The 20,536-nt window shown below is 68.2% G+C and carries 22 protein-coding genes and 1 pseudogene; 10 read left to right on the top strand and 13 right to left on the bottom strand.

Going from position 1 to position 20,536, the window contains the following annotated elements:
* Positions 1–3 precede the first annotated feature (3 nt).
* From J2W23_RS25145 to J2W23_RS25135, 3 genes are read right to left on the bottom strand one after another with little or no spacing between them, the layout of a single operon-like run.
* The gene (locus J2W23_RS25145) at positions 4–999 is read right to left on the bottom strand and encodes a Bug family tripartite tricarboxylate transporter substrate binding protein (RefSeq protein WP_307650687.1); all 996 of its coding nucleotides are present in this window, start codon (positions 997–999) and stop codon (positions 4–6) included.
* A gap of 36 nt (positions 1,000–1,035) precedes the next feature.
* On the bottom strand, positions 1,036–1,734 hold the full coding sequence (gene ligK / locus J2W23_RS25140; protein ID WP_176657117.1) for a 4-carboxy-4-hydroxy-2-oxoadipate aldolase/oxaloacetate decarboxylase: 699 nt from the start codon (positions 1,732–1,734) through the stop codon (positions 1,036–1,038).
* A gap of 3 nt (positions 1,735–1,737) precedes the next feature.
* Positions 1,738–2,766 (bottom strand): amidohydrolase family protein, encoded by a 1,029-nt coding sequence (locus J2W23_RS25135; protein ID WP_307650686.1) that lies wholly within the window; start codon positions 2,764–2,766, stop codon positions 1,738–1,740.
* A gap of 136 nt (positions 2,767–2,902) precedes the next feature.
* Between J2W23_RS25135 and J2W23_RS25130 the strand changes: the two genes are divergently transcribed.
* Positions 2,903–4,192, top strand: a complete 1,290-nt coding sequence (locus J2W23_RS25130) for a LysR family transcriptional regulator (protein ID WP_307650684.1) — start codon at positions 2,903–2,905, stop codon at positions 4,190–4,192.
* Positions 4,193–4,212: 20 nt separating this feature from the next.
* On the opposite strand, the gene J2W23_RS25125 is transcribed toward J2W23_RS25130, so the two are convergent.
* The 4 genes and pseudogenes from J2W23_RS25125 to J2W23_RS25110 form a co-directional block, all read right to left on the bottom strand.
* Positions 4,213–5,346, bottom strand: a complete 1,134-nt coding sequence (locus J2W23_RS25125; protein ID WP_307650683.1) for a hypothetical protein — start codon at positions 5,344–5,346, stop codon at positions 4,213–4,215.
* Positions 5,347–5,444: 98 nt separating this feature from the next.
* Positions 5,445–6,317: an alpha/beta fold hydrolase gene (locus J2W23_RS25120; protein WP_307650682.1), complete on the bottom strand. Its 873-nt coding sequence runs from the start codon at positions 6,315–6,317 to the stop codon at positions 5,445–5,447.
* A gap of 27 nt (positions 6,318–6,344) precedes the next feature.
* Positions 6,345–6,947, bottom strand: coding sequence for a LysR substrate-binding domain-containing protein (locus tag J2W23_RS25115; RefSeq protein WP_307650681.1), 603 nt, complete (start codon positions 6,945–6,947; stop codon positions 6,345–6,347).
* Positions 6,948–7,098: 151 nt separating this feature from the next.
* Positions 7,099–7,185: pseudogene (locus J2W23_RS25110) on the bottom strand (LysR family transcriptional regulator); the annotation flags it as partial.
* Between the two features lie 178 nt (positions 7,186–7,363).
* Here J2W23_RS25110 and J2W23_RS25105 point away from each other — a divergent pair.
* On the top strand, positions 7,364–8,377 hold the full coding sequence (locus tag J2W23_RS25105; protein WP_307650680.1) for a zinc-dependent alcohol dehydrogenase family protein: 1,014 nt from the start codon (positions 7,364–7,366) through the stop codon (positions 8,375–8,377).
* 145 nt (positions 8,378–8,522) lie between these two features.
* On the top strand, positions 8,523–9,527 hold the full coding sequence (locus J2W23_RS25100) for an AraC family transcriptional regulator (protein ID WP_307650679.1): 1,005 nt from the start codon (positions 8,523–8,525) through the stop codon (positions 9,525–9,527).
* Between the two features lie 19 nt (positions 9,528–9,546).
* On the opposite strand, the gene J2W23_RS25095 is transcribed toward J2W23_RS25100, so the two are convergent.
* Positions 9,547–10,728 (bottom strand): ABC transporter substrate-binding protein, encoded by a 1,182-nt coding sequence (locus J2W23_RS25095; RefSeq protein ID WP_373423982.1) that lies wholly within the window; start codon positions 10,726–10,728, stop codon positions 9,547–9,549.
* 187 nt (positions 10,729–10,915) lie between these two features.
* Between J2W23_RS25095 and J2W23_RS25090 the strand changes: the two genes are divergently transcribed.
* The 6 genes from J2W23_RS25090 to J2W23_RS25065 are packed head-to-tail and all read left to right on the top strand — an operon-like array spanning position 10,916 to position 16,376.
* Positions 10,916–12,175, top strand: a complete 1,260-nt coding sequence (locus J2W23_RS25090; RefSeq protein ID WP_307650677.1) for a dienelactone hydrolase family protein — start codon at positions 10,916–10,918, stop codon at positions 12,173–12,175.
* Complete coding sequence (locus J2W23_RS25085; RefSeq protein ID WP_307650676.1) at positions 12,172–13,152, top strand: PDR/VanB family oxidoreductase; 981 nt, start codon at positions 12,172–12,174, stop codon at positions 13,150–13,152. The genes J2W23_RS25090 and J2W23_RS25085 overlap by 4 nt, the downstream gene beginning before the upstream one ends.
* Positions 13,153–13,175: 23 nt before the next feature.
* Positions 13,176–14,519, top strand: coding sequence for an aromatic ring-hydroxylating dioxygenase subunit alpha (locus J2W23_RS25080; RefSeq protein ID WP_307650675.1), 1,344 nt, complete (start codon positions 13,176–13,178; stop codon positions 14,517–14,519).
* Complete coding sequence (locus J2W23_RS25075; protein WP_307650674.1) at positions 14,516–15,001, top strand: aromatic-ring-hydroxylating dioxygenase subunit beta; 486 nt, start codon at positions 14,516–14,518, stop codon at positions 14,999–15,001. Before J2W23_RS25080 ends, J2W23_RS25075 begins: the two co-directional genes overlap by 4 nt.
* Positions 14,998–15,591 (top strand): cysteine hydrolase family protein, encoded by a 594-nt coding sequence (locus tag J2W23_RS25070; protein ID WP_307650673.1) that lies wholly within the window; start codon positions 14,998–15,000, stop codon positions 15,589–15,591. Before J2W23_RS25075 ends, J2W23_RS25070 begins: the two co-directional genes overlap by 4 nt.
* Positions 15,588–16,376, top strand: coding sequence for an SDR family oxidoreductase (locus J2W23_RS25065; protein WP_307650672.1), 789 nt, complete (start codon positions 15,588–15,590; stop codon positions 16,374–16,376). Before J2W23_RS25070 ends, J2W23_RS25065 begins: the two co-directional genes overlap by 4 nt.
* On the opposite strand, the gene J2W23_RS25060 is transcribed toward J2W23_RS25065, so the two are convergent.
* Together J2W23_RS25060 and J2W23_RS25055 are read right to left on the bottom strand one after the other, a co-directional pair.
* Positions 16,373–17,443 (bottom strand): MBL fold metallo-hydrolase, encoded by a 1,071-nt coding sequence (locus tag J2W23_RS25060; RefSeq protein ID WP_307650671.1) that lies wholly within the window; start codon positions 17,441–17,443, stop codon positions 16,373–16,375. The genes J2W23_RS25065 and J2W23_RS25060 overlap by 4 nt on opposite strands.
* Before the next feature lie 82 nt (positions 17,444–17,525).
* Positions 17,526–18,419: a CsgG/HfaB family protein gene (locus tag J2W23_RS25055; protein WP_176657133.1), complete on the bottom strand. Its 894-nt coding sequence runs from the start codon at positions 18,417–18,419 to the stop codon at positions 17,526–17,528.
* A gap of 318 nt (positions 18,420–18,737) precedes the next feature.
* On the opposite strand from J2W23_RS25055, the gene J2W23_RS25050 reads away from it, so the two are divergent.
* Entirely contained in the window at positions 18,738–18,956 is a 219-nt protein-coding gene (locus tag J2W23_RS25050) for a hypothetical protein (protein WP_176657134.1), read from the top strand.
* Between the two features lie 357 nt (positions 18,957–19,313).
* On the opposite strand, the gene J2W23_RS25045 is transcribed toward J2W23_RS25050, so the two are convergent.
* From J2W23_RS25045 to J2W23_RS25035, 3 genes are read right to left on the bottom strand one after another with little or no spacing between them, the layout of a single operon-like run.
* Positions 19,314–19,967, bottom strand: a complete 654-nt coding sequence (locus J2W23_RS25045) for a murein hydrolase activator EnvC family protein (protein ID WP_307650670.1) — start codon at positions 19,965–19,967, stop codon at positions 19,314–19,316.
* A 51-nt stretch (positions 19,968–20,018) separates the two neighbouring features.
* Entirely contained in the window at positions 20,019–20,180 is a 162-nt protein-coding gene (locus J2W23_RS25040) for a hypothetical protein (protein ID WP_307650669.1), read from the bottom strand.
* A gap of 51 nt (positions 20,181–20,231) precedes the next feature.
* On the bottom strand, positions 20,232–20,477 hold the full coding sequence (locus tag J2W23_RS25035) for a hypothetical protein (RefSeq protein ID WP_307650668.1): 246 nt from the start codon (positions 20,475–20,477) through the stop codon (positions 20,232–20,234).
* Positions 20,478–20,536: the final 59 nt, after the last annotated feature.

The following is a 20,536-nucleotide window of genomic DNA, read 5'->3' as shown; positions in this document are numbered from 1 at the left end:
GAGTCAATCCGGCTTGATGCTGGCTTCGCGAATCAGCTTGCCGTAGCGGGCCGCGTCGCTCTTGAGCAGCTTCTCGAACTGCGCGGTCGGCCCCGGCAGGGGAACGCCGCCGGCCGCGGCGAGTTGATCGCGCACCTCCTTCGAATCGATCGCTTTCTGCACCGCCTCGTGCAGCTTCTCCTGCACCGGCTTCGGCAGCCCGGCAGGCGCCACGAAGCCGTACCAGACGCTGGCCTCGAAGCCCGGATAGCCTGACTCGGCCACCGTCGGCACGCCCGGCAGCACGGCGGAGCGCTCGGTGCTCATTACCGCCAGCACCTTCAGCTTGCCGCCCTTCACGAGCGGCAGCACTTCGAGCGCGTTGACCGCCACCACGTCGACGTGACCGCCCAGCACGTCGGTGATCGCCTGCGCGCCGCCCTTGTAGGGCACATGGCTCAGCTTGAGGCCGGCGGTGTGCTGGAACAGCTCCATCGCCAGGTGCGGCGTGGCGCCGTTGCCCGGCGTCGCGACGGTCACGCCGCCCGGCTTGGCCTTGGCCGCGGCCACGAACTCGGGCAGCGTCTTGATCGGCGAGCCTTCGCGCACCGCGAACACCACGGGCACGCGGCCGACCATCGAGATGGGCGTGAAGTCGCGATCGAGGTCGTAGGGTGCGGGCTGGTACATCGACGGGTTCACCGCAAGCGCATTGGCCGCCAGCAGCAGCGTGTAGCCATCGGGCACGCTCGACGTCAGCGACTTGATCGCGATGTTGGTGCCGGCGCCGGGCTTGTTCTCGACGACCACGGGCTGGCCGAGGATCGTCGCCATGCGCTGGCCGACCGAGCGCGCGATGGCATCGACCGCGCCCCCGGCGCTGTAGCCGACGAGGATCTTCACGGGCCTGGACGGATAGGCGTCGGCGGCGCCGGCGTGGATCGAGGCGCCGAGCGCGAGCAGCCCGGCAAGGGCGAGGGGGAGAGCGAGGAAAGGGCGGCGGAGGGAAGAGGTCTTCATGGTTTCGCGGGAGGGTAGGACTGCGGTGCGGTCTCGTCAGTCGATGTAGCGCAGACCCGCCTTGGCCAGCGGCTCGCGCATGGCGTACATGTCCAGGCCCAGTTCGCCGGCGGCGAAGCGCTCGCGCTTGGCGGTCTCGTTGGCTTCGCGGGCCTCGGCCGCATCGGCCACCTGCTGCGCACGCGCGGCCGGCACGACCACCACGCCATCGATGTCGGCGACGACCACGTCGCCCGGGTTCACCAGCGCGCCAGCGCACACCACCGGCACGTTGACCGAGCCGAGGGTTGCCTTGATGGTGCCTTTCGAATGGATGGCGCGGCTGAACACGGGGAAGCCCATCGCGTTGAGGTCGCGCACGTCGCGCACGCCGCCATCGATCACCAGGCCCTTGCAGCCGCGCGCCTTGAACGAGGTCGCGAGCAGGTCGCCGAAGAAGCCGTCGGTGCTGTCGCTGGTGCAGGCGGCGACCACGACGTCGCCGGGCTGGAGCTGCTCGGCCGCGACGTGCAGCATCCAGTTGTCGCCGGGCTGCAGCAGCACGGTGACGGCGGTGCCGCAGAAGCGCGCATCGGGGTGGATGGGGCGGATGCGCGGCTGCATCAGCCCGAGCCGGCCGAGCGCTTCGTGCACGGTGGAGACGCCGAAGCGCGAGAGCTTTTCGACCGCGGCTGCATCGGCGCGCGCAATGTTGCGATGGACGACGCCGAGTTGCTGTTGGAGGGTGTTGGACATGGGTCAGAGGCCTTTGGCGATGAGTGCGCGATCCAGGCGCGGATAGACGCGGCGTGCGTTGGCTTCGAACACCTTGTGCCGCGTCTCGGTATCGAGCATCGGCGTCGCGTCGATGTAGCGGCGCGTGTCGTCGTAGAAGAACCCGGTCTCCGGATCGATGCCGCGCACCGCGCCGATCATCTCGCTTGCAAAGAGGATGTTGTCCACGGGAATCACGCGCGTCAGCAGGTCGATGCCCGGCTGGTGGTAGACGCAGGTGTCGAAGAAGATGTTGTTGAGCAGGTGGTCCTTGAGCAAGGGCTTCTTCATCTCTTGCGCCAATCCGCGAAAGCGCCCCCAGTGATACGGCACCGCGCCGCCGCCGTGCGGGATCACGAAGCGCAGCGTGGGGAAATCGGTGAAGAGATCGGAGGTGAGGCACTGCATGAACGCGGTGGTGTCCGCGTTGAGGTAATGCGCGCCGGTGGTGTGAAAGCAGGCGTTGCAGCTGGTGCTGACATGCACCATCGCCGGAATGTCGTGCTCGACCATCTTCTCGTAGAGCGGATACCAGTGGCGGTCCGACAGCGGCGGCGAAGTCCAGTGCCCGCCCGAGGGATCGGGGTTGAGGTTGATCGCCACGAAGCCGTATTCGCGCACGCAGCGCTCCAGCTCGGGAATGCAGGTGCGCGGGTCCACGCCGGGCGACTGCGGCAGCATCGCCGCGCCGATGAAGTGGTCGGGAAACAGCTCGCTCACCCGGAAGCACAGCTCGTTGCAGATCGCGGCCCAGGTCGACGAGGTTTCGAAGTCGCCGATGTGGTGCGCCATGAAGCTCGCGCGTGGGCTGAAGATCGTGAGGTCGCTGCCGCGCTCCTTCATGAGACGAAGCTGGTTGCCCTCGATCGATTCGCGCAACTCGTCGTCGCTGATCTTCAGGTCGGCGACACGGGGCTTCATCGCCGGGTCTTTCAGCCCTGCGATCTGCTGGTTGCGCCAGTTCTCCAGCGCCTTGGGCGCGGTGGTGTAGTGGCCGTGGCAGTCGATGATCATTTTCTTTTGGCAACCCCATCGGTTGTTGTTGGCTCGGATGCCTTCGAGTGTGTTTGCACGCGCCGTTGCGTGGGGTGAGTTCGCGTTGCCCTACCATCAGACTTTCTTATCGGCAGGGTTTACCCCAGGGATCGAAGTGACTCCGGCCAACCAGCAAGACAAAGTGATCGGCAGCGCGCTCGCCATCAACCTGCGGCACCTGCGCGCGTTCTCGGCCGTGGCCGCCGCCGGCAGCATCGCCAGGGCCGCGGACGAGCAGCTGTACCGCGTCGCCTCGGGCGTCACGCGCTCCATTTCCGAACTCGAGCGCGCGCTGGGCAGGCCGCTTTTCGATCGCCGCGCGCGCGGCATGGCGCTCAATTCCTACGGCGACCTGGTGCTGGTGCGCGCGCGCCGCATCGAGCGCGAGTTCGAGGAGGCGCGCGCGCAGCTCGTTGCGCGCGGCGGCATCGGCGCGACGGCCGATGTGCCTTCGCTCTTCGCGTCGATCCTCAACGGCCGGCGGCTCGCGGTGATCGCGAGCCTGGTCGAGAAGCGCAACATGCCGGCGGTCGCGCGCGAGTTCGGCATCACGCAGCCGGCCGTCAGCAGCGCGCTGAAGGACCTGGAGGGCGGCCTGGGCGTTGCGTTGCTCGAACGCAAGGCGCGCGGCCTCGCGCCGACGCCGGCCGGGGAGATCGTGGCCCTCTACTTCAAGCGCGTGCTCGCGGAGCTGCGCCACATCGGGCCGGACATCGCCGCGAGCGAAGGCATGCTGCAGGGGAGCGTGACCGTCGGGGCGCTTCCGCTCGGGCGCACGCAGATCCTGCCGCTCGCGATCGCCTCGCTGCTCGCGCGGCATCCGGGGCTGCATGTGGCCACGGTCGAGAGCCCGTACGACGCGCTGGCCGCATCGCTGCGCAGCGGCGACGTCGACTTCATCCTCGGCGCGCTGCGCAGCCCCGCCGAAGCCAGGGACCTGCAGCAGGAGGCGCTGTTCGAGGACAGCATTGCGGTGATCGCGCGCGCCGGCCATCCGCTGGAGCGCGCGAAGCGCATCGACTTCAATGCGCTGCGGCAGGCGACGTGGGCCCTCTCGCGGCACAACACGCCGTCACGCGAACTGCTCGAGCGCTTCTTCTCGTCGGCACGCGAGGCACCTCCGATCCCCGCGGTGGAAACAGGCGACCTCGCCGTGCTGCGCGGCCTGCTGCTGGAGAGCGACATGCTCACAGCGATCTCGCCGCATCAACTGCGCTACGAAATCCGCGACGGCAGCTTGGTGGTGCTGGGCTTCCCGCTCGACGAGACGCGCCGCGAGATCGGGTTGACGCAGCGGCAGGGCGCATTGGCATCGCCGGGGGCGAGGGCGTTGATGGCGGAAATCGCGGCGGTGGTGGCGCGGTCCCCGGATTTCAGGGCGACGGTGCGGCGAGCGGGTGGCTGATCGGCGTTTTCGATCCACGCTCATCCAGCCGCGGGTGCGCTTCGGTCGAACCGGAGTCCGGCCGCGGTTCCGCTCTCGAGATCGAGCACGAAGCGCATCTCCGCGCCCTCTGAAACAAGCTGGAGCTTGAGCTTCGCCCGCAGCGTGTCGCAGCTAAGGTGCGCGTTCTCCGCAGCGGAGGCTGCGTCGCGCACCAGCAGCGAATCGATCTCCACCGTCACGCCGCGGCCCACGGCCTCGGAATGCAGCCCGATGCGGTTGCGGCCTTCGTCGCGGCCTTCGAGGCGGCCTTGCAATCCCGGCAGCGCGAAGCCTCCGTCGCCCAGCTGCAGGTCGCCGGACAGCGAAGTGCGCCCCAGCAGGTCGCGCGCCTGCTCGGTCAATCCCTCGTGCCCCTGGCCAAGGCCCCGGCGCAGCATCGATTCGGCGAATTCCTGCAACTGCAGCTTGCCGCGCTCGGAGATCCATGGGCTCAACAGCGCACCGCGGCGCTCGAAGGCCACGCCGGCCAGCGGAGCCGAGGCGAACCGGTACACATAGCTGCGGCCATTGGGCGCATCGACATAGATGCCCAGGCGGCTCACGCCCATGCGCGAGTCGGGACCGAGGTGCTCGACCGTCGCGTCGTTGAAATCGATCCGCCCACCGCGTACCGGCACCGTCACGTCGGCATCGAAGAGCAGGTGCGCATCGGTGATCTGTCCGCGGATGGTGCCGTGGGCCGTGCCGAGGGGCGTGAGGCTTGTTGCATCGGCCGACGCTTGAGAGGCGGGGGCTTCTGCAGCCGGCGCATGCGCGGTGTTCCATGCCTCGTGCAGCCGCGGCGGCATGCGCAAGGGGCCGTGCAGCTTCAGGCCCGAGAACTCGGCTTCGCGGGCCTCGACGCCGGCCAACTGCGGCGCGCCGGCCTCGCTGCGTATCTGCGCGACGAGGCCGCGCACGGCCACGCGGCCGATTGCCAGCGTGAGCTCTCCGGAGGAGAGCTGAAGGGATGCCGCTTCGAGTCGGTCGATCCGGAGGCTGGCCGTGCCATCCTTTTCCGGCGCCCAGGCCAGACCTTCGATCGCGAAGCGATTGCCTGCGGTTCCATCGGAGGCGCCGAGGTCCACGCCGAGCAGGAGTTGGAGGATGGAGGACACGAGAGGAGTCGCCATGGGTTTCTTCTACCAGACCTCGTTGTGGCGGCGTGTCGGCCTCCGGCGCATGCGCGGCAGGCCGGATGGCGGCCTTTCGCCCGGGAGAAGCCCGCCTTTCAGGGCGTGCGCACGACGCGCGCGATCCAGGCGAGCAGCACCGCCACGACTTCATCCCGGTTGGTTTCGTTCAGCGTCTCGTGGCGCGCGCCGCCGAACACATGGCACGACACGTCGCGCAGGCCCGCCTCGCGATAGCGCTGCACCAGCGGGTAGAACCATTCGGCCTTGTTGCTGACCGGGTCCTGGTCGCCGATGAAGAGGTACAGCGGCAGCTCGGGCCGGATGCGCGATTGCATGGCTGCGGGCGTCAGGTCGTCGAGGTTCGCGAACATCGACCCCAGCCCCTCGGCCGACACCGTGAAGCCGCACAGCGGATCGGCGATGTACGCATCGACCTGTGCCGGATCGCGGCTGAGCCAGTCGAACGGCGTGCGCACATCGGGCAGCGTGGCATTCATGTCTTCGAGGCGAAAGCCGCTCTGCAGCGCGGTGCCCAGCAGGTCGAGCGCCGCGGTGCCCGAGAGCACCGCGCCGGACAAGAGCTCGCTGTGCCGCACCAGGTAGTACTGCGTGGCGAACGAGCCCATGCTGTGGCCGATGAGGATGAGCGGCAGGCCGGGGTGCGCGGCGCGCGCATGCCGGCTCAGCAGCGCCATGTCGTCCACGAGGCCGGCGAAGTTGCGCGGGCCGAATTCGCCGAGTTCGTTGTTCGCCAGGGCGTAGGCGCCATGACCGCGGTGCTCGTTCGCATAGACCACGCAGCCGGCCTGCGTGAGCGCATCGGCGAGCGGGCGATAGCGCAGCGAATGCTCGCCCATGCCGTGCGCCAGTTGGACGATGGCGCGCGGCGCGGCACCCTGCCAGCGGTGGGCTTCCACGGGGTGGCCGTCGTTGGCGGTCAGTTCGAAGTTCGTCTCGGTATGGGGCATGCGGTGTCCTTGCGGGAGGTTGTTGTCCTAGTCATTGAAACTGCGCAGCATCGCCTTGCGCAACCACGTTTCTGCTGAGTCCTTGTCCGTCACCGCGCGCCAGGCGAGCTTGATCTGGTAGTCCGGGCTCTCGAACGGCAAGGCCTCGTAGCGAAGCCCACCTTGCGCCGACAGTGCCAGCGCCACGTGCTCGGGCACCGTGGCCAGCAGGTCGGTGCCGGCCAGCACGGCGGGGAGGCTGCCGAACTGCGGCACCGAGAAGGCCACGTCGCGCTGGCGCCCCATTTCGCCCAGCGTTTCGTCGACGGTGCCGCACAGGTCGCCCGCATAGGTCACGAGCACGTGGCGGCGGCGGCAGTAGTCGTCGAGCGAGAGCTTGCCGGGCACGGTGTCGGCGCGCAGCATGGCGAAGCGTGCCGTACGGACCTTGCGCACCTTGGCATCGGCGGGCAGGTCTTTCAGGAACGACATCACCGCGCTGACCTCTCCCTGCTCCAGGTAGCTCATGGCATTGCGATAGCAGACCGTGAGCGTCACCAGCTTGGCGCGGGGCACTTCGGCGCTCAGGGCGCGCAGCAGGCGGGGCAGCATCGCGATCTGCAGGTCGTCGGTCAGGCCGATGCGGAACACCGGCGCGGCGCGCTCGGGTTCGAAGTCGGCCTGCGCGGAACGTGGCCTCGATCTGCGCGAGCGCGGGGCCCAGGCCCTGCATCAGTGCCAGCGCGCGCTCGGTCGGCTCCATCACGCGGCCCTGGCGCACCAGCAGCGGATCGCCGGTGAGTTCGCGCAGCCGCGCCAGCGCATGGCTCACCGCGGGCTGGCCGAGGTTCAGCCGCTCGGCCGCGCGGCTGACGTGGCGCTCTCGCATGAGCGCGGCCAGCATGGTGAGCAGGTTCAGGTCGATGCGGTTGAGTTCGACGGGTTTCATCGGTGGTCCTGGCGTTATCGATTGCGCGCATAGCGAATATCCGGCGAATCGATTTCCTTGATTGTCCTGCGGCCTCTAGATTGATGCCATCGGTCATTCAAGAAGAAGGAGTTCTTTCATGAGCAAGATGGTTCGCTTCCACACATTCGGCGGCGCCGACGTCCTGAAGCTCGAGGAGGTCGCGACGCCGGCACCCGGCGCCGGCGAGGTGCGCGTCGCGGTGCATGCCATCGGCCTGAACCGGGCCGATGCGCTGTGGCGAGAGAACCTGTATGTCGAAGACGCGACGCTGCCGGCAGGGCTGGGCAACGAGGCCGCGGGTGTCGTCGAGGCGGTCGGCGAGGGCGTCGAGGGGCTGAAGGTCGGAGACAAGGTCGCGGTGTTGCCGGGCGCGGGGCAGGGCCGCTACCCCACCTATGGCGAAAACATCCTGCTGCCGGCAGCGCACCTGGTGCGGTATCCCGCGAACCTGTCGGCTGCGCAGGCGGCGGGTGCCTACATGGCCTATCTCACGGGCTACTTCCCGATGTTCGAGATGGCGCAACTGAAGCGCGGCCAGACGCTGCTGGTGACCGGCGCTTCATCGGGCACCGGCATGGCGGCGCTGCAGATGGCGCGTGCGGCCGGCATCGTCGCCATCGCGGTCACGCGCACGGCGGCCAAGCGCGATGCGCTGCGCGAAGCCGGTGCGGCGCATGTGGTCGTGACGGACGATGAAGACGTGGTCGAACGCGTGCTGGAGCTCACCGAGGGCCGCGGCGTCGACCTGGTCTACGACGGCGTGGGCGGCGCGCAAGTCGAACGGCTCGGCGATGTGGTCGCGCACCGCGGCTGGTACGTGCTGTATGGCCTCTCGGGGGGCGCGGAGTTCAAGTACCCCGTGATCGCGCAGTTCCGCAAGAGCTGGCGCTTTCACGTCTACAAGGTGCTGGAGCACACCGGCGCGGCCACCATGGGATTGCCGCGTGACGAGGCCGCGCTCGGCCGTGCGCTGGCCTTCGTCGATGCGGGCCTCGCGGGCGGCACGCTGCAGGTGCGCATCGACCGCGCCTTCGCGCTCGGCGACGTGGTGCAGGCCCATCGATACCTGGAGCGCGCGGGGCACATCGGCAAGGTCGTGCTCACGGTTTGAGCGGGGCGCCACGGAGTCAAAGCCGGGCAAGCTTCTTGCACGTCGGGGCAAGTCCCATGGCAGGAAGCGCGGCCCGGCGGTAGATTGCAGGCACGCCCCCGTGGCAAACAAAGGTTTCCAACCCCCTGACCCCCCAGGAGTGCCCGTGGACGCATGGTCGAGCCAGCAGCTTTCTCCCTTGTACGGACGCGAGGTGTTCCGCTCGCGCGAGGCGGACGAGACCCATGCGCTGGTCGCCAATGAATTGAAGGACCATCGCAGCGTCTGGGGGCGGGGCAAGGTCGATGCGGTTTTTTGCCGCGCCGAACTGAGCGCACTGTCGCTGTGCATCCTGCGCTATGGCTGCGACGTGGACATCGAGCCCGATGCGCTCGGCAACTTCGTGCTGGTGCAGATGCCGCTGCGCGGCCATGCCGAAATCCGCGCGGGCGGGCAGACGCTGCACATCCATCCAGGGCAAGGCGCGGTGGTGTCCGCGCACAAGCCGGTGCGGCTGCGCTGGCATGCCGACTGCGAGCAACTGATGCTCAAGATCGAGCTTGGCCGCCTGCAGGAAGTGGCGCGCCGCGCCTTCGCCACGCGTCATGCGCAAGACGTGGGCGAGATCGATTTCGACATGCCGCTGCGGCTGGACGACGCCGCCGGCACGCAGTGGTGCCGCATGGTGGCCAACCTCGCATCGCTGCTGCCGCCGGCGGGCGACAGCAGCACCCCGTACGACCCGCGCTGGCTGGCCCACTGCGAAGACAACCTCATGCTCTACCTGCTGTGCCACCGGCCCAACTCGGTGCGGCGGCAGCACGATGCGCTGCGGCTCGGCTCGGAGGCGGCCAGCCTCGGTCAGCTGCGGCGCGCCGAGGAGTTCATGCGCAGCCGGCTCGAAACCGCCGTGTCGCTCGAAGAGGTGGCAGAGGCCGCGGGCGTGACGCGGCGCACGCTGGCGCTGCTCTTCAGGCGCCACCGCGACCTGTCGCCGATGGAGGTGCTGCGCAACATGCGGCTGGATGCCGCGCACGCACAACTCGCGCGCCACGACGGCGCGAGCGTGACGCAGATCGCGCTCGACTGCGGCTTCTCGCACCTGAGCCGATTCGCCGCCTGCTACCGGGAGCGCTTCGGCCAGCTCCCGCGCGAAACCTCAAGACACTAGCGCTGCATTCAGGACTGCACTAGGACTTCATCGCGCACTTGGCGGCCGTGGTGTCCTGGTAGTTTTGCAGCACGGTGCCGATCACCTTGTTGGTGATGCGGCCGCTGGCGTCCTTGCCGATCACGCGCAGGTAGTAGTTCTGGATGGGGAAGTTGTTGGCGCCGTAGCTGAAATCGCCGCGCACCGACTTGTACTTCGCGGCCTTGATCGCCTTGAGCAGTGCCGGCTTGTCGTCCACCTTGCCGCCGGCGTCGCGCACGGCCGCGTCCATGGCCATCAGCACGTCGTAGGCCTGGCCGGCATAGAACGACGGATTGCGCCCGTTGTTCTGCTGGCGGAATGCGGCCACGAAGCGCTGGTTGGCGGGGTTGTCCAGGTCGTAGGACCAATGCGCGGTATTGAAGAGACCGAGCATGGGTTCGCCCACGGCGGGAATCATGTCCTCGTCGGCCGAGAAGGCGGTCGAGATCAGCGCCACGTCTTTGGACAGGCCCGCGCCGACGAATTGCTTGATGAAGCTCACGCCCATCGCGCCGGGCAGGAAGAAGTAGAGCGCATCGGGCTTGCTCGCGCGGATCTGGGCGATCTCGGCCGAGTAGTCGAGCTGCCCGAGCTTGGTGTAGAGCTCGTCGCCCACGGTGCCCTTGAAGTTGCGCTTGAAGCCGCTGGCCGCGTCCTTGCCGCCTGGGTAGCTCGGCGCGATGAGCGCCACTTTCCTGAAGCCCTTGTCGGAGGCGAACTTGCCCGCGGCTTCGTGGTACGCATCGTTCGGGTACGACGCGCCGAAGAAGTAGGGGTTGCACTTGGCGCCCGAGTAGTCGCTCGGGCCGGTGTTGCTCGACAGGTAGGGCACCTTGGCGGCGAAGAGCGGCGGGCCGACCGCGAGCGCCACGGAGGAGCCGATGGGGCCGGTGAAGAGGTCGATCTTGTCGCGCAGCAGCATGCGCTCCACCACCTGCCGGGCGAGCTCGGGGTTGCCGGCGGTGTCGGCCTCGACGAACTCGACCGGCACGCCGCCGAGCTTGCCGTCGAGCTGCTTCATCGCCACGGCGAAGCCGGCCTTGGCTTCGGCGCCGCCGACGGCGAAGGGGCCGGAGAGGTCCATCGCGAGACCAACCTTGACGGGCTGGGCCTGCGACAACGACGCGCCGGTGACGACGGCGAAGGCCAATGCGGCCGTTCGGATGCTTGCCTGCGACATGGGAAATCTCCTCTGAAGGGATTCGGTTGCGTGGGGAGGTGAATGCAATGCGGGTCGCAGTCTGCGTGCCGAGGCGGCGGCGGGCTATCCGTTTCTCGCAGCGACATCGCTTGCACGAAGTGGACAGACAGCGGCAAGGGTGCTGCCCAGAATTTCGCAAGCCCCACCACTTCGAGAGACATCCACGATGAGCCAGTACATCGACATCCCGGCCGGCGACGGCCGCAGCTTTCGCGGCTACCTCGCACTGCCGGCTTCCGGCAGCGGCCCCGGCATCGTGCTGTGCCAGGAAATCTTCGGCATCAACGACTATGTGCGCGAGGTGGCCGACCTCTATGCCGAGGAAGGCTACGTGGTGCTCGCACCCGACCTCTTCTGGCGCATGGAGCCCAACGTCGACCTGGGTTACTCGCCCGAAGACTGGGAGCGTGCCTTCGGCTTCTTCCAGAAGTTCGACATCGACGCGGGCATCGCCGACGTCACCGCGAGCGTGAAGGCGCTGCGCGCACACCCGGCCTGCACCGGCAAGGTCGGCGCGCTGGGCTATTGCCTCGGCGGCAAGCTGGCTTACCTCGCGGCCGCGCATTCGGGCGTGGATGCGGCGGTGGGCTATTACGGCGTCGGCATCGAGGCCGCGCTGGATCTCGTGCCGAAGATCGAATGCCCGATCGCGCTGCACTTCGCCGAGCTCGACAAGTTCTGCCCGCCCGAGGCCCGTGCCCAGGTGCTCGAGGCTTTTGCCGGCAAGGCCGGCGCGCAGATGTATGTCTACCCCGGCGTGGACCACGCCTTCGCGCGCACCGGCGGCGACCACTTCGACAAGCCTTCCACGCTGATGGCGCACCAGCGCTCGATGGCGCTGTTCAAGGAAGCCATCGGCCCGGTCTACGACCTGTCGGCGCTCTGGGACAAGCATTGCGAATACGAGTTCGCCATGCGCGATGTTGTCGCCACCATGGGCACGATGGTGAGCGAGCCCTATGTCAACCACATCCCGACGATGACCGGTGGCGTGGGCGCAAAGGAGCTGTCGCGCTTCTACAAGCACCACTTCATTCCGACGACGCCGCCCGACACGCGGCTCACGCCCATTTCACGCACCGTGGGCGCGACGCAGATCGTCGACGAGATGCTGTTCCGCTTCACCCACACGGTGGAGATCGACTGGATGCTGCCGGGCATCGCGCCGACCGGCAAGCCGGTGGAGATTCCGCTGGTGGCCATCGTCAAGTTCCGAGGCGACAAGCTCTACCACGAGCACATCTACTGGGACCAGGCCAGCGTGCTGGTGCAGATCGGCCTGCTCGATGCCAAGGGCCTGCCCGTGGCGGGCGTGGACACCGCGCGCAAGCTGGTGGACGAGACGCTGCCCTCGAACACGCTGATGCCGCGCTGGTCGAAGTCGAGCGGCTTCACCATCGCCGACCCCGCGCTGCCGCTCGGATGACGCAGGGCGCAGACATGCTGGCGCTGGTCGTGGCTTCGGTCACGCCGCTCACGCCGGCCATCAAGGCCTTCGTGCTGCGGGCGGCGAACGGCGGCGACCTGCCACCGTTCGCACCGGGCGCGCACCTGAGCGTGAGCGTGCGGACGGCGGGGGCGAGCGGGCAGCGCGCGTATTCGCTGGTTCGCCCGCACGATGGCTCCGGCAGCTACGAGATCGCGGTGCTGCACGAGCCGCAGGGCGCGGGCGGCTCGGCCTGGATGCATGGCCTTGCCCCCGGCGCGGTGCTGGCCGCGCACCCGCCGCGCAACGATTTCGCGCTGCACAAGGGCGACAAGGACGACAAGAGCGGCCAGCAGCCGCTGTTGGTGGCGGGCGGCATCGGCATCACGCCGCTGCTGTGCATGGCGCGCGCGCTGGCCGCCGAGGGCCACGCTTTCGACTTCTTCTATGCGACACGCAGCGAGCAAGCGACCGCCTACCTGGACGAAGTGCGCGCGCTCGGCGGCACGGTGGTGCACGACGGCGGCGACCCCGCGCGCGGACTCGACCTGCGCGCGCTGCTCGCGGCGCCGCGGAGGGGGCGCCATTTGCATGTCTGCGGCCCGCGCGGCATGGTGCAGGCGGTCGTGGACACCGCCCGCGCACAGGGCTGGCCAGAGGACCACGTGCACTTCGAACTCTTCGCCGGCGCGCTCGCCGAGGTCGGCGACATGCCCTTCGAGGTGCGCACGCTGCGCTCGGGCAAGACGCTGACGGTGCCGCCCGGGCAGAGCCTTCTGGATGTGCTGATCGCCGCCGGGCTCGACCCGATGTACGACTGCCGCCAGGGCGATTGCGGCGTGTGCGCGGTAGACGTGGTCGAGGGCGTTCCCGACCACCGTGACCACAACCTGAGCCCCCGCGAGAAGGCGGGCGGCAAGACCCTCTGCACCTGCGTGTCGCGCGCAAAGACGCCGTGCCTGGTGCTCGACATCTGATGACGCTTCAGGAGACCCACCCGATGAATTCCGTGATCCCGATAACCCCCATTGCAGCGACAAAGTCCATCGACATCCAGGCGCTCGTGCAGCCCGACCGGGTGCACAAGCGCGTCTACACCGACCCCGCCATCTTCGAGCTGGAGATGGACCGCGTCTTCGGCCAGGCCTGGCTGTACGTGGGCCACGAGAGTCAGGTGCCGAACGTCGGCGACTACTTCACCACGCGCCTGGGCCGCGAGCCCGTGGTGATGGTGAGGCACACCGACGGTGCGGTGAACGTGCTCTACAACCGCTGCCCGCACAAGGGCGCCAAGATCGTTCCCGATGGCAGCGGCAGCGCCGGCAAGTTCCTGCGCTGCCTGTACCACGGCTGGACCTTCAAGTGCGACGGCAGCCTCTTGTCTGTGCCGCTGCGCAGCGGCTACGAAGACACGGCGCTCGATCTCAAGAGCGGGTCGCATTCGGTGCGCAAGGTGGCGCGCGTGGCGAGCCATCGCGGCTTCGTGTTCGCCAGCTTGTCCGAAGAGGGGCCCGAACTGGCCGATTTCCTCGGCGGCGTGGCCACCTCGCTCGACAACTTCTGCGACCGCGCCCCCGAGGGCGAAGTGGAAGTGGCCGGCGGCGTGCAGCGCGTGATCCAGCGCAACAACTGGAAGATCTTTTTCGAGAACCTGCACGACACGATCCACGCGGTAGCCACACACGAGTCGTCGTGGCGCGCGGCCAAGGAAGAATTCGAGGCCATGCCTTCGGGCACGCCCAAGCCCTTCGAGGTGGTGATCGTCGATGGCAACGGTGAGCCGCTGGAGTTCTGGGAGAGACTGGAGCTCAAGGGCTACGACAACGGCCATGGCTTCATGGAAGGCATCTTCGTGCCGCCCACCGACCCGGTGAGCCTGGCCTATGTGGCGGCGCTCGAGGCCCGCCAGGGCGCGCAGCGCGCCGACGAGATATTGCGGGTGAACCGGCACAACACCATCGTCTATCCGAGCTGTTCGCCGCACACATCCTTCCAGCAGATCCGCGTGATCCGGCCGCTGTCGGTGGACCGCACGCTGGTGGAGATCTTCAGCTTCCGCCTGAAGGGCGCGCCGGAGGCGACCTTCCAGCGCACCTTGAAGTACACCAACATCGTCAACTCGCCCTCGTCGAACGTGATGCCCGACGACCTGGAGGCCTACAACCGGGTGCAGGAAGGACTGGCCTCCGACGGCGGCGACTGGGTCAGCATGCACCGCGCCGCCGGGCGCGACCAGCCGCTGCCGGGCGGGCGGGCCTCCAACGGCAACAGCGAGATGCCGTCGCGCAACATGTTCGCGGCGTGGGCTTCGTACATGGGCGTGCGGGCCGGGAGTGGCGAATGAACTTCAACGACTGGCACGAGCAGCAGGCGATCGCGCAGTTCCTGCACCACGAGGCGCGCCTCCTGGACGAGCATCGCTGGGACGAATGGCAGCGGCTCTTCACGCCCGACGGGCTCTACTGGGTGCCGCTGGTGCACGGGCAGACGGACCCCATCAACCACGCCTCGCTGTTCTGCGAAGACGCCTTGCTGCGCTCGATGCGGGCGCGGCGGCTCGAGCAGGCGCGTGCCTATTCGCAGCAACCGCCCACGCGCACGGTGCATGTGGTGGGCAACATCGGCCTCGAATCGCGCGACGAGGAGGGCTGTGTCGTGCGATCGACCTTCCTGCTCCTTGAATGGCGCAAGACCGAGCAGCGCACTTTCGGCGGCAGCGTGCTGCACACGCTGCGGCGCGAGGGCGGCGAATTCCGCATCCACATGAAGCGCGTCGAGCTCGTCAACTGCGACGCGCCGCACGAAGCCTTGCAGGTGTTCATGTGAAGGCCGCGCTGCTGGCCATGCACTACCAGAACGACGTGCTGCACGCCGATGGCAAGGTGCGCGTGGGCGTGGCGGCCGACGACCCGGCGCGCCCGCTTCTCATCGCCTCGGCCGCGCGCCTGATCGCCGGCGCGCGGGCGAACGGCGTGCCGGTGATCTTCGTGCGCATCGCATTTGCACCGGGGTATGCCGATTGCCTTCGCAACTGCACGCTGTTCCGGCGCGTGGCCGAAACGGGCGCAGTGATCGATGGCGAATGGGGTGCGGAGTTCTACGAAGAACTCGCGCCGCGGCCGGGCGAGGCCGTTGTCACCCACAAGCGCAACAACCCGTTCTGGGCCAGCGGTCTTGAAGATGTCGTGCGCAACACCGGCGCATCGAGGCTCTATGTGGCGGGCATTGCGACCAACCACGTGGTCGAGCACGGCGCGCGCCACGCGAGCGACCTGGGTTACCAGGTGGCGGTCGTCGCCGATGCCTGCAACACTGCGCAGGCGCACCTGCATGCGGCAAGCCTTGAAACATTGGCGATGCTCGCGGATGTAGTGAACGTCGCTGAAGCAGTCGCGCAAATGGAGGTCATGCGATGAACTCGAACTTCGAAGGAAAAGTCGCCATCGTCACCGGCGCAGCGGCCATGCTCGGCAGCGCCATCGTTGGCGCTTTCGTGAAAGCCGGTGCGCAGGTGCTCGCGGTGGACATCGATGCCACACGCGGCGAGGCGCTGGCGGCCGAGCTGGGGTCGCGCTGTCGCTTCGTGGCATGCGATATCGCCTCCGACACGGCGCTCGATGCGCTGGTGGCCGATGCGCTCGCCAGCGAAGGGCGCATCGACTTCCTCATCAACAACGCGGTCGTGTACGGCGACAACGGGCTCGCGGCTTCGCGCAGCGAATGGCTGCATGCGCTCGACGTCAACCTGGTTTCCGGTGCGCTGCTGGTGCACAAGACCGCCGATGCGCTGGCGGCGCAGGGCGGGGCGGTGGTGAACATGGGCAGCGTCGGGGGCAAGTTCGGCACGGCGGGCCGGGCGCTCTATCCAGCGGCCAAGGCGGCTATCCTGCAGCTCACGCGCAACCAGGCCGCGAGCCTGGCGCACCGGCGCGTGCGCGTGAACTCGGTGTCGCCCGGATGGACCTGGTCAGATGCGCTCTCGCGCATGGCGGGCGGCGACCGCGCGTATGCGGACCGTATGGCGGCGCCGCTGCATCCACTGGGCCGCGCGGGCGACGGCGACGACGTGGCGCAGGTGGTGCTGTTCCTGTGCTCGGACGCGGCGCGCTTCGTGACCGGCGCGGACATTCCGGTCGACGGCGGCTTCTCGATGCTGGGCCCGGACCAGGGGCGGTCGGCGCGCGACTGGTTCGGCGGCTAGCCGACGAGCCGGTACCAGCCGATGCCGTCGTCGGCGATGTCGCACGCGACCTCGCCGCGGTGCAGCAGGTAGTTGAGGCAGGCGAGGCTTTCACCCGTTGCCATGCCCAGCAACTGCACGTCGGACTCGGCGATGCTGCGCGCGAACAGGCTGGCGAACACGTCGACTGCGCGTTTCGGCGTCTTCAAGGTGTTGCGCAGCCGGTCGAGCGAGCGCTCCTGCCCCTGCTGCAGCCGGTCGATGCGCGCATGCAGCCCGCGGAAGCACTCGTTGTGAGAGGGCAGCACCAGCACGTCGTCGGGCACCTCGCGCCTGAGCTTGGCGAGCGATGAGAGCCAGTCGGCCATCGGGTCGGCGTCGGGCTCGATGGGCGAGACCGACACGTTGGACGAGATACGCGGCAGGATCTGGTCGCCCGAGATCAGCACCTTGAGGTCGGGGCAGTACAGGCACGCATGCTCGGGCGAATGGCCGTTGCCGGTGACGATGCGCCAGTCGTGTGCGCCGATGCGCAGCACCTCGCCGTCGCGCAGGCGCCGGAAGCTGTCGGGCAGCGGATGGATGTGCTTGCCGAAGTTGCCGAAGCGCGTGCGGTAGGTCTCGATGGCCGCCTCGCCCCAGCCGGCGCGCCGGTAGAAGGCGATGGCGTCGTCGGGCGCCTCGCGTCCGGTGTCGGACACCATCACGCGGCACATGAGGTATTCGGAGCGGGTCATCCACAGCCGCACGCCGAACTTGCGCGTGAGCCAGCCGGCCATGCCCACGTGGTCGGGGTGCATGTGCGTCACGAACACGCGGGTGAGGCCGCGCGTGTCGGGCGAATTGGCGAAGAGCTCGCGCCAGACGGCCACCGTTTCCTCGGTGCGCACGCCCGTGTCCACCACGGCCCAGCCGGCGCCGTCGTCCAGCGCCCACAGGTTGATGTGGTCGAGCGAGTAGGGCAGCGGCATGCGGATCCAGTGGACGCCCGCAGCGACCTCGATCGATTTGCCGCGCGGTGGGAGTTCCGCAAAGGGGTAGACGAGCTTGCCTTTTGCCGATTCCGCCGTCTCTTCCAGACCATCCATCGTGTTCACCTCCAGAGGGATGAATTGTGAACCCGGCCGCAATCAGGGCCGGGCCTTGCCCGATGACGATGGACTGGCGCGCTTACTTGCGGCGCGAGCGGGGCGCGCCCGGCGCCGAGGTTTGCGAAGGCGCGGCACCGCCGTCCACGCCGAGACGACCGCCGCCGCCCAGGCCCTGGCCGCGCACCGTTTGCGCCTTGTAGTTGCGCAGCGACCGGACCATCTGGTTGAACGCGTCCATGAAGGCAGCGGCAATCACCTTGCCCTGCGGCGTGCGCGTGTAGCCACCGATGCCGCCCGCGGCGGACAGACCGCCCAGGCCGCCGAAGCCCGCGAAGTCGGTCTTGGAGGCGCTGCCTTCGGCGGCCGCCACCTGCACGCCCGAGCGGTTGTCGATGAGGGTCAGGAGCGCGCTGGCTTCCTTGGTCTGCAGGCTGGCGCCGATGCTGGCAATGGCGCGGCCGCGGCCACCGCCCACCAGGCCGCCCAGCGCACCGCCGATGCCGCCGGCGTCGTTGTTGCTGAACACGATCTCGGGCGACAGGCCGTAGTCGGAAGCCACCATCTGGCCGCGCCCGAAGTTGCTGCCGCCGCGCATCTCGCCCGACTGCATGAGCGCGCGCTCGCGCGTCATGGCGTTCATGCCGGCCGCGCCGCGCTCGACCACCACGAAGCAGTTCGACTGCTGCACCAGGAGGCGCAGCAGGTTCGCGGTCGGCGGGAGCTTGTATTCGCCGGTGAGAACGGTGTACCAGCCGGCATTGACGTTCTCGATGAGGGAGACAGTGCCCAGCGGCGAATCGCAGCGCTCGAGCGCGCTGCTTTCACCGGAGGTGGCCGAACCGGCGGCGCTGCCGGTGGCCACGGTCTTGGCCGACTGGCTGCCCATTTGCATGTCGGTGGTCGCGCAGCCAGAGAGAACCAGCACGCCTGCAAGAACGCCTGCGCTCGCGAAAGAGAATTTGGAAGAAGCCATGTCCGGATCCAGAGAGAGAAGAGTGAAGAGGCGCCCCAGTGGGAGACGCCACTCCTCGGATACCGAAGTGGGACCGCATGGCCTGTGTGACCTCCCCCGAATCGTCGCGCCGCCAGCGACCGCGCGACGATACGACCCGCAGAAGCGGCATGCCAGTGCCGAAAGTCATGGTCCGCGCGCAGTGAAGCGGGCGAGATTATTACCCAGCGCAAGGCCCGTGGGCGGGGGACAACAAGCGCCCCGGAGTGGGCGGGGTGATGGCCTTCGGCGGGGCGCGGGGGCCGTTACAGTCGGGCCTTCATCACGAGGAGTTTTCAGATGGCAACCACCAAGAAGAATGTCGTTGGCGAAGCAGCAGCGGAACTGACCCGCCAACAAGTCGCACAGGCCCTGGCCATTGCCGGGGCATCGAATTTCAGCGGCGCTTCCGATCCGGCTTTCGTCGGCTCCGTCCTGGTGGCCCTGGCCGTCAACACCAACTCCGTCAGCGCGACCATCGACAACGCGAAGGGCCGCACCCCCGTCGTGCAGCACTGATCCTCGGTGCGATCCGCCCCGGGCTTTTCAGCTGCGCGGGCGGCGCGCGCCTCCGGCCATGGCCTTCGCCTGGTCGTCGAGCCATTCGAGTTCGTTCGGCGAATAGGGCCGGGACCATGACATCCCGTCCAGCCGTACGCGAACCATCAATCCCCGGGCGGTCGTGACCGTTCCCGGCTGGCCTTGAAAACTGACGCGTGCCCCCTTTCTTGCGGGGACGTTGAATTGCGCACAGATGTCCTCGAAACCCAGCCGTGGGGCGGGCTTGCGTTCTTCGTTTGTACTTGCCATGCAAGTGCTACGCGGGAGGGGGCGATCCGGATTCAACCGGATCGCTTCATCGAAGGCCCTTGCTGGTCAGTCGGGCGAAACGAAATAGGGAACGGGATCGACCGCATTGCCGTTCCGGCGCAACTCGAAGTGCAGCTTGACGCGATCGGCTTCGGTGCGGCCCATGCGGGCGATCACCTGGCCCCGCTTGACTGACTGCCCTTCCTTGACGAGCAGCTTGCTGTTGTGCGCGTAGGCGGTCACGAAGATCGCGTCGTGCTTGATCATGACGAGTTGGCCATAGCCGCGCGGGCCCACGGCCGAATACACGACCTTGCCGTCGCGCGCGGCGATGACCGGATCGCCTTCCGATCCCGCGAAGTCGACGCCCTTGCTGTTGCGGCCATTGAATCGCTGGATGACGGTGCCGTTCGACGGGCGAAGGAAATTTCGCTCCGCCTTGGCCACCGGAGCGGAGGGCGTGGACGATGCGGAAGGTGCTCCCTCGCTGCTGCGCGAGCGGCGTGCCGGTGCGGGGCGCTCGTCGTTGCGGGCAGCGGGTGCGGGCTTGGCGCTTGCTGATTTCTTCGGTGCGGGCGCCGGGGCTGGCTTGGAGGCGCAGCCGACGAGCAGGACGCCCAGCATGCCAGAGGCAAGGGCCAGTGCGATCCGATGGGCGATGAGCGGGCGGGGCGGGGAGAGGTCGGGAAGTCCGGGTTCAGCTTGCGGCTTGAAATGCATGGTGAGGACTGTATTGGAATCCGTCGGCCGTTCGCCTGAGCGAACGATTGATCAGCTCCCGACGTGATGGTCCGCGGTGGAATGCATGCGGCCGTGGTCGGTGGACTCCTTCATGGCGTCCCTCGGTTTTCGCAGCGTGTTGGTGGGGGCCTGCGGGCTGGTGCCGACCTCGCGGGCCGCGATGCCGGGTCGCACGCCGCCGACGAGAACCATGTATGCGGCATCGCGAGAGTGGCCCCGCTTCGCCTTGCCTTGCCTTGCCGATCAGCCCGGAACTCGCATCGGCAGCAAGCCGATGGGCGAGATGCGCGCAATGACCTCGGCCTGCATGAGCGCAGGGGAGTGGGCCGGAAGGAAGGTGGCTTGTACGGTCACGCCGGCCGATCCCATGCTGCGGCTGACCGTTGCCGTGGTGATCGCGCCGGGAAGCTTGAGCACTTGCTCGACCTGCAGCTGCTGCGCTTCGCTGCAAAGGGGCAGACTGAATTCGTATCGACTCGTGTTGTTCATGCTGAAGACCTCGATTCGGTGGACGGACGAGGTGCGAGTCTAGCGGCGGTGCCGATCGC

It is taken from the genome of Variovorax boronicumulans (genome assembly GCF_030812215.1).
Classification (GTDB): Bacteria; Pseudomonadota; Gammaproteobacteria; order Burkholderiales; family Burkholderiaceae_C; genus Variovorax; species Variovorax boronicumulans_C.
Note: the sequence above shows the minus strand (reverse complement) of the source record. Positions and strands in the feature narration are given on the sequence as shown.

What these genes read in the sequence shown, in the direction of transcription:
- J2W23_RS25065 (WP_307650672.1), top strand. Translation starts at nt 15,588, where the DNA reads ATGAACTCGAACTTCGAAGGAAAAGTCGCCATCGTCACCGGCGCAGCG.
- J2W23_RS25145 (WP_307650687.1), bottom strand. Translation starts at nt 999, where the DNA reads ATGAAGACCTCTTCCCTCCGCCGCCCTTTCCTCGCTCTCCCCCTCGCC.
- J2W23_RS25090 (WP_307650677.1), top strand. Translation starts at nt 10,916, where the DNA reads ATGAGCCAGTACATCGACATCCCGGCCGGCGACGGCCGCAGCTTTCGC.
- J2W23_RS25075 (WP_307650674.1), top strand. Translation starts at nt 14,516, where the DNA reads ATGAACTTCAACGACTGGCACGAGCAGCAGGCGATCGCGCAGTTCCTG.
- J2W23_RS25040 (WP_307650669.1), bottom strand. Translation starts at nt 20,180, where the DNA reads ATGGTTCTCGTCGGCGGCGTGCGACCCGGCATCGCGGCCCGCGAGGTC.
- J2W23_RS25060 (WP_307650671.1), bottom strand. Translation starts at nt 17,443, where the DNA reads ATGGATGGTCTGGAAGAGACGGCGGAATCGGCAAAAGGCAAGCTCGTC.
- J2W23_RS25120 (WP_307650682.1), bottom strand. Translation starts at nt 6,317, where the DNA reads ATGCCCCATACCGAGACGAACTTCGAACTGACCGCCAACGACGGCCAC.
- J2W23_RS25050 (WP_176657134.1), top strand. Translation starts at nt 18,738, where the DNA reads ATGGCAACCACCAAGAAGAATGTCGTTGGCGAAGCAGCAGCGGAACTG.
- J2W23_RS25035 (WP_307650668.1), bottom strand. Translation starts at nt 20,477, where the DNA reads ATGAACAACACGAGTCGATACGAATTCAGTCTGCCCCTTTGCAGCGAA.
- J2W23_RS25085 (WP_307650676.1), top strand. Translation starts at nt 12,172, where the DNA reads ATGACGCAGGGCGCAGACATGCTGGCGCTGGTCGTGGCTTCGGTCACG.
- J2W23_RS25095 (WP_373423982.1), bottom strand. Translation starts at nt 10,728, where the DNA reads ATGTCGCAGGCAAGCATCCGAACGGCCGCATTGGCCTTCGCCGTCGTC.
- J2W23_RS25135 (WP_307650686.1), bottom strand. Translation starts at nt 2,766, where the DNA reads ATGATCATCGACTGCCACGGCCACTACACCACCGCGCCCAAGGCGCTG.
- J2W23_RS25105 (WP_307650680.1), top strand. Translation starts at nt 7,364, where the DNA reads ATGAGCAAGATGGTTCGCTTCCACACATTCGGCGGCGCCGACGTCCTG.
- J2W23_RS25045 (WP_307650670.1), bottom strand. Translation starts at nt 19,967, where the DNA reads ATGCATTTCAAGCCGCAAGCTGAACCCGGACTTCCCGACCTCTCCCCG.
- ligK (WP_176657117.1), bottom strand. Translation starts at nt 1,734, where the DNA reads ATGTCCAACACCCTCCAACAGCAACTCGGCGTCGTCCATCGCAACATT.
- J2W23_RS25080 (WP_307650675.1), top strand. Translation starts at nt 13,176, where the DNA reads ATGAATTCCGTGATCCCGATAACCCCCATTGCAGCGACAAAGTCCATC.
- J2W23_RS25055 (WP_176657133.1), bottom strand. Translation starts at nt 18,419, where the DNA reads ATGGCTTCTTCCAAATTCTCTTTCGCGAGCGCAGGCGTTCTTGCAGGC.
- J2W23_RS25125 (WP_307650683.1), bottom strand. Translation starts at nt 5,346, where the DNA reads ATGGCGACTCCTCTCGTGTCCTCCATCCTCCAACTCCTGCTCGGCGTG.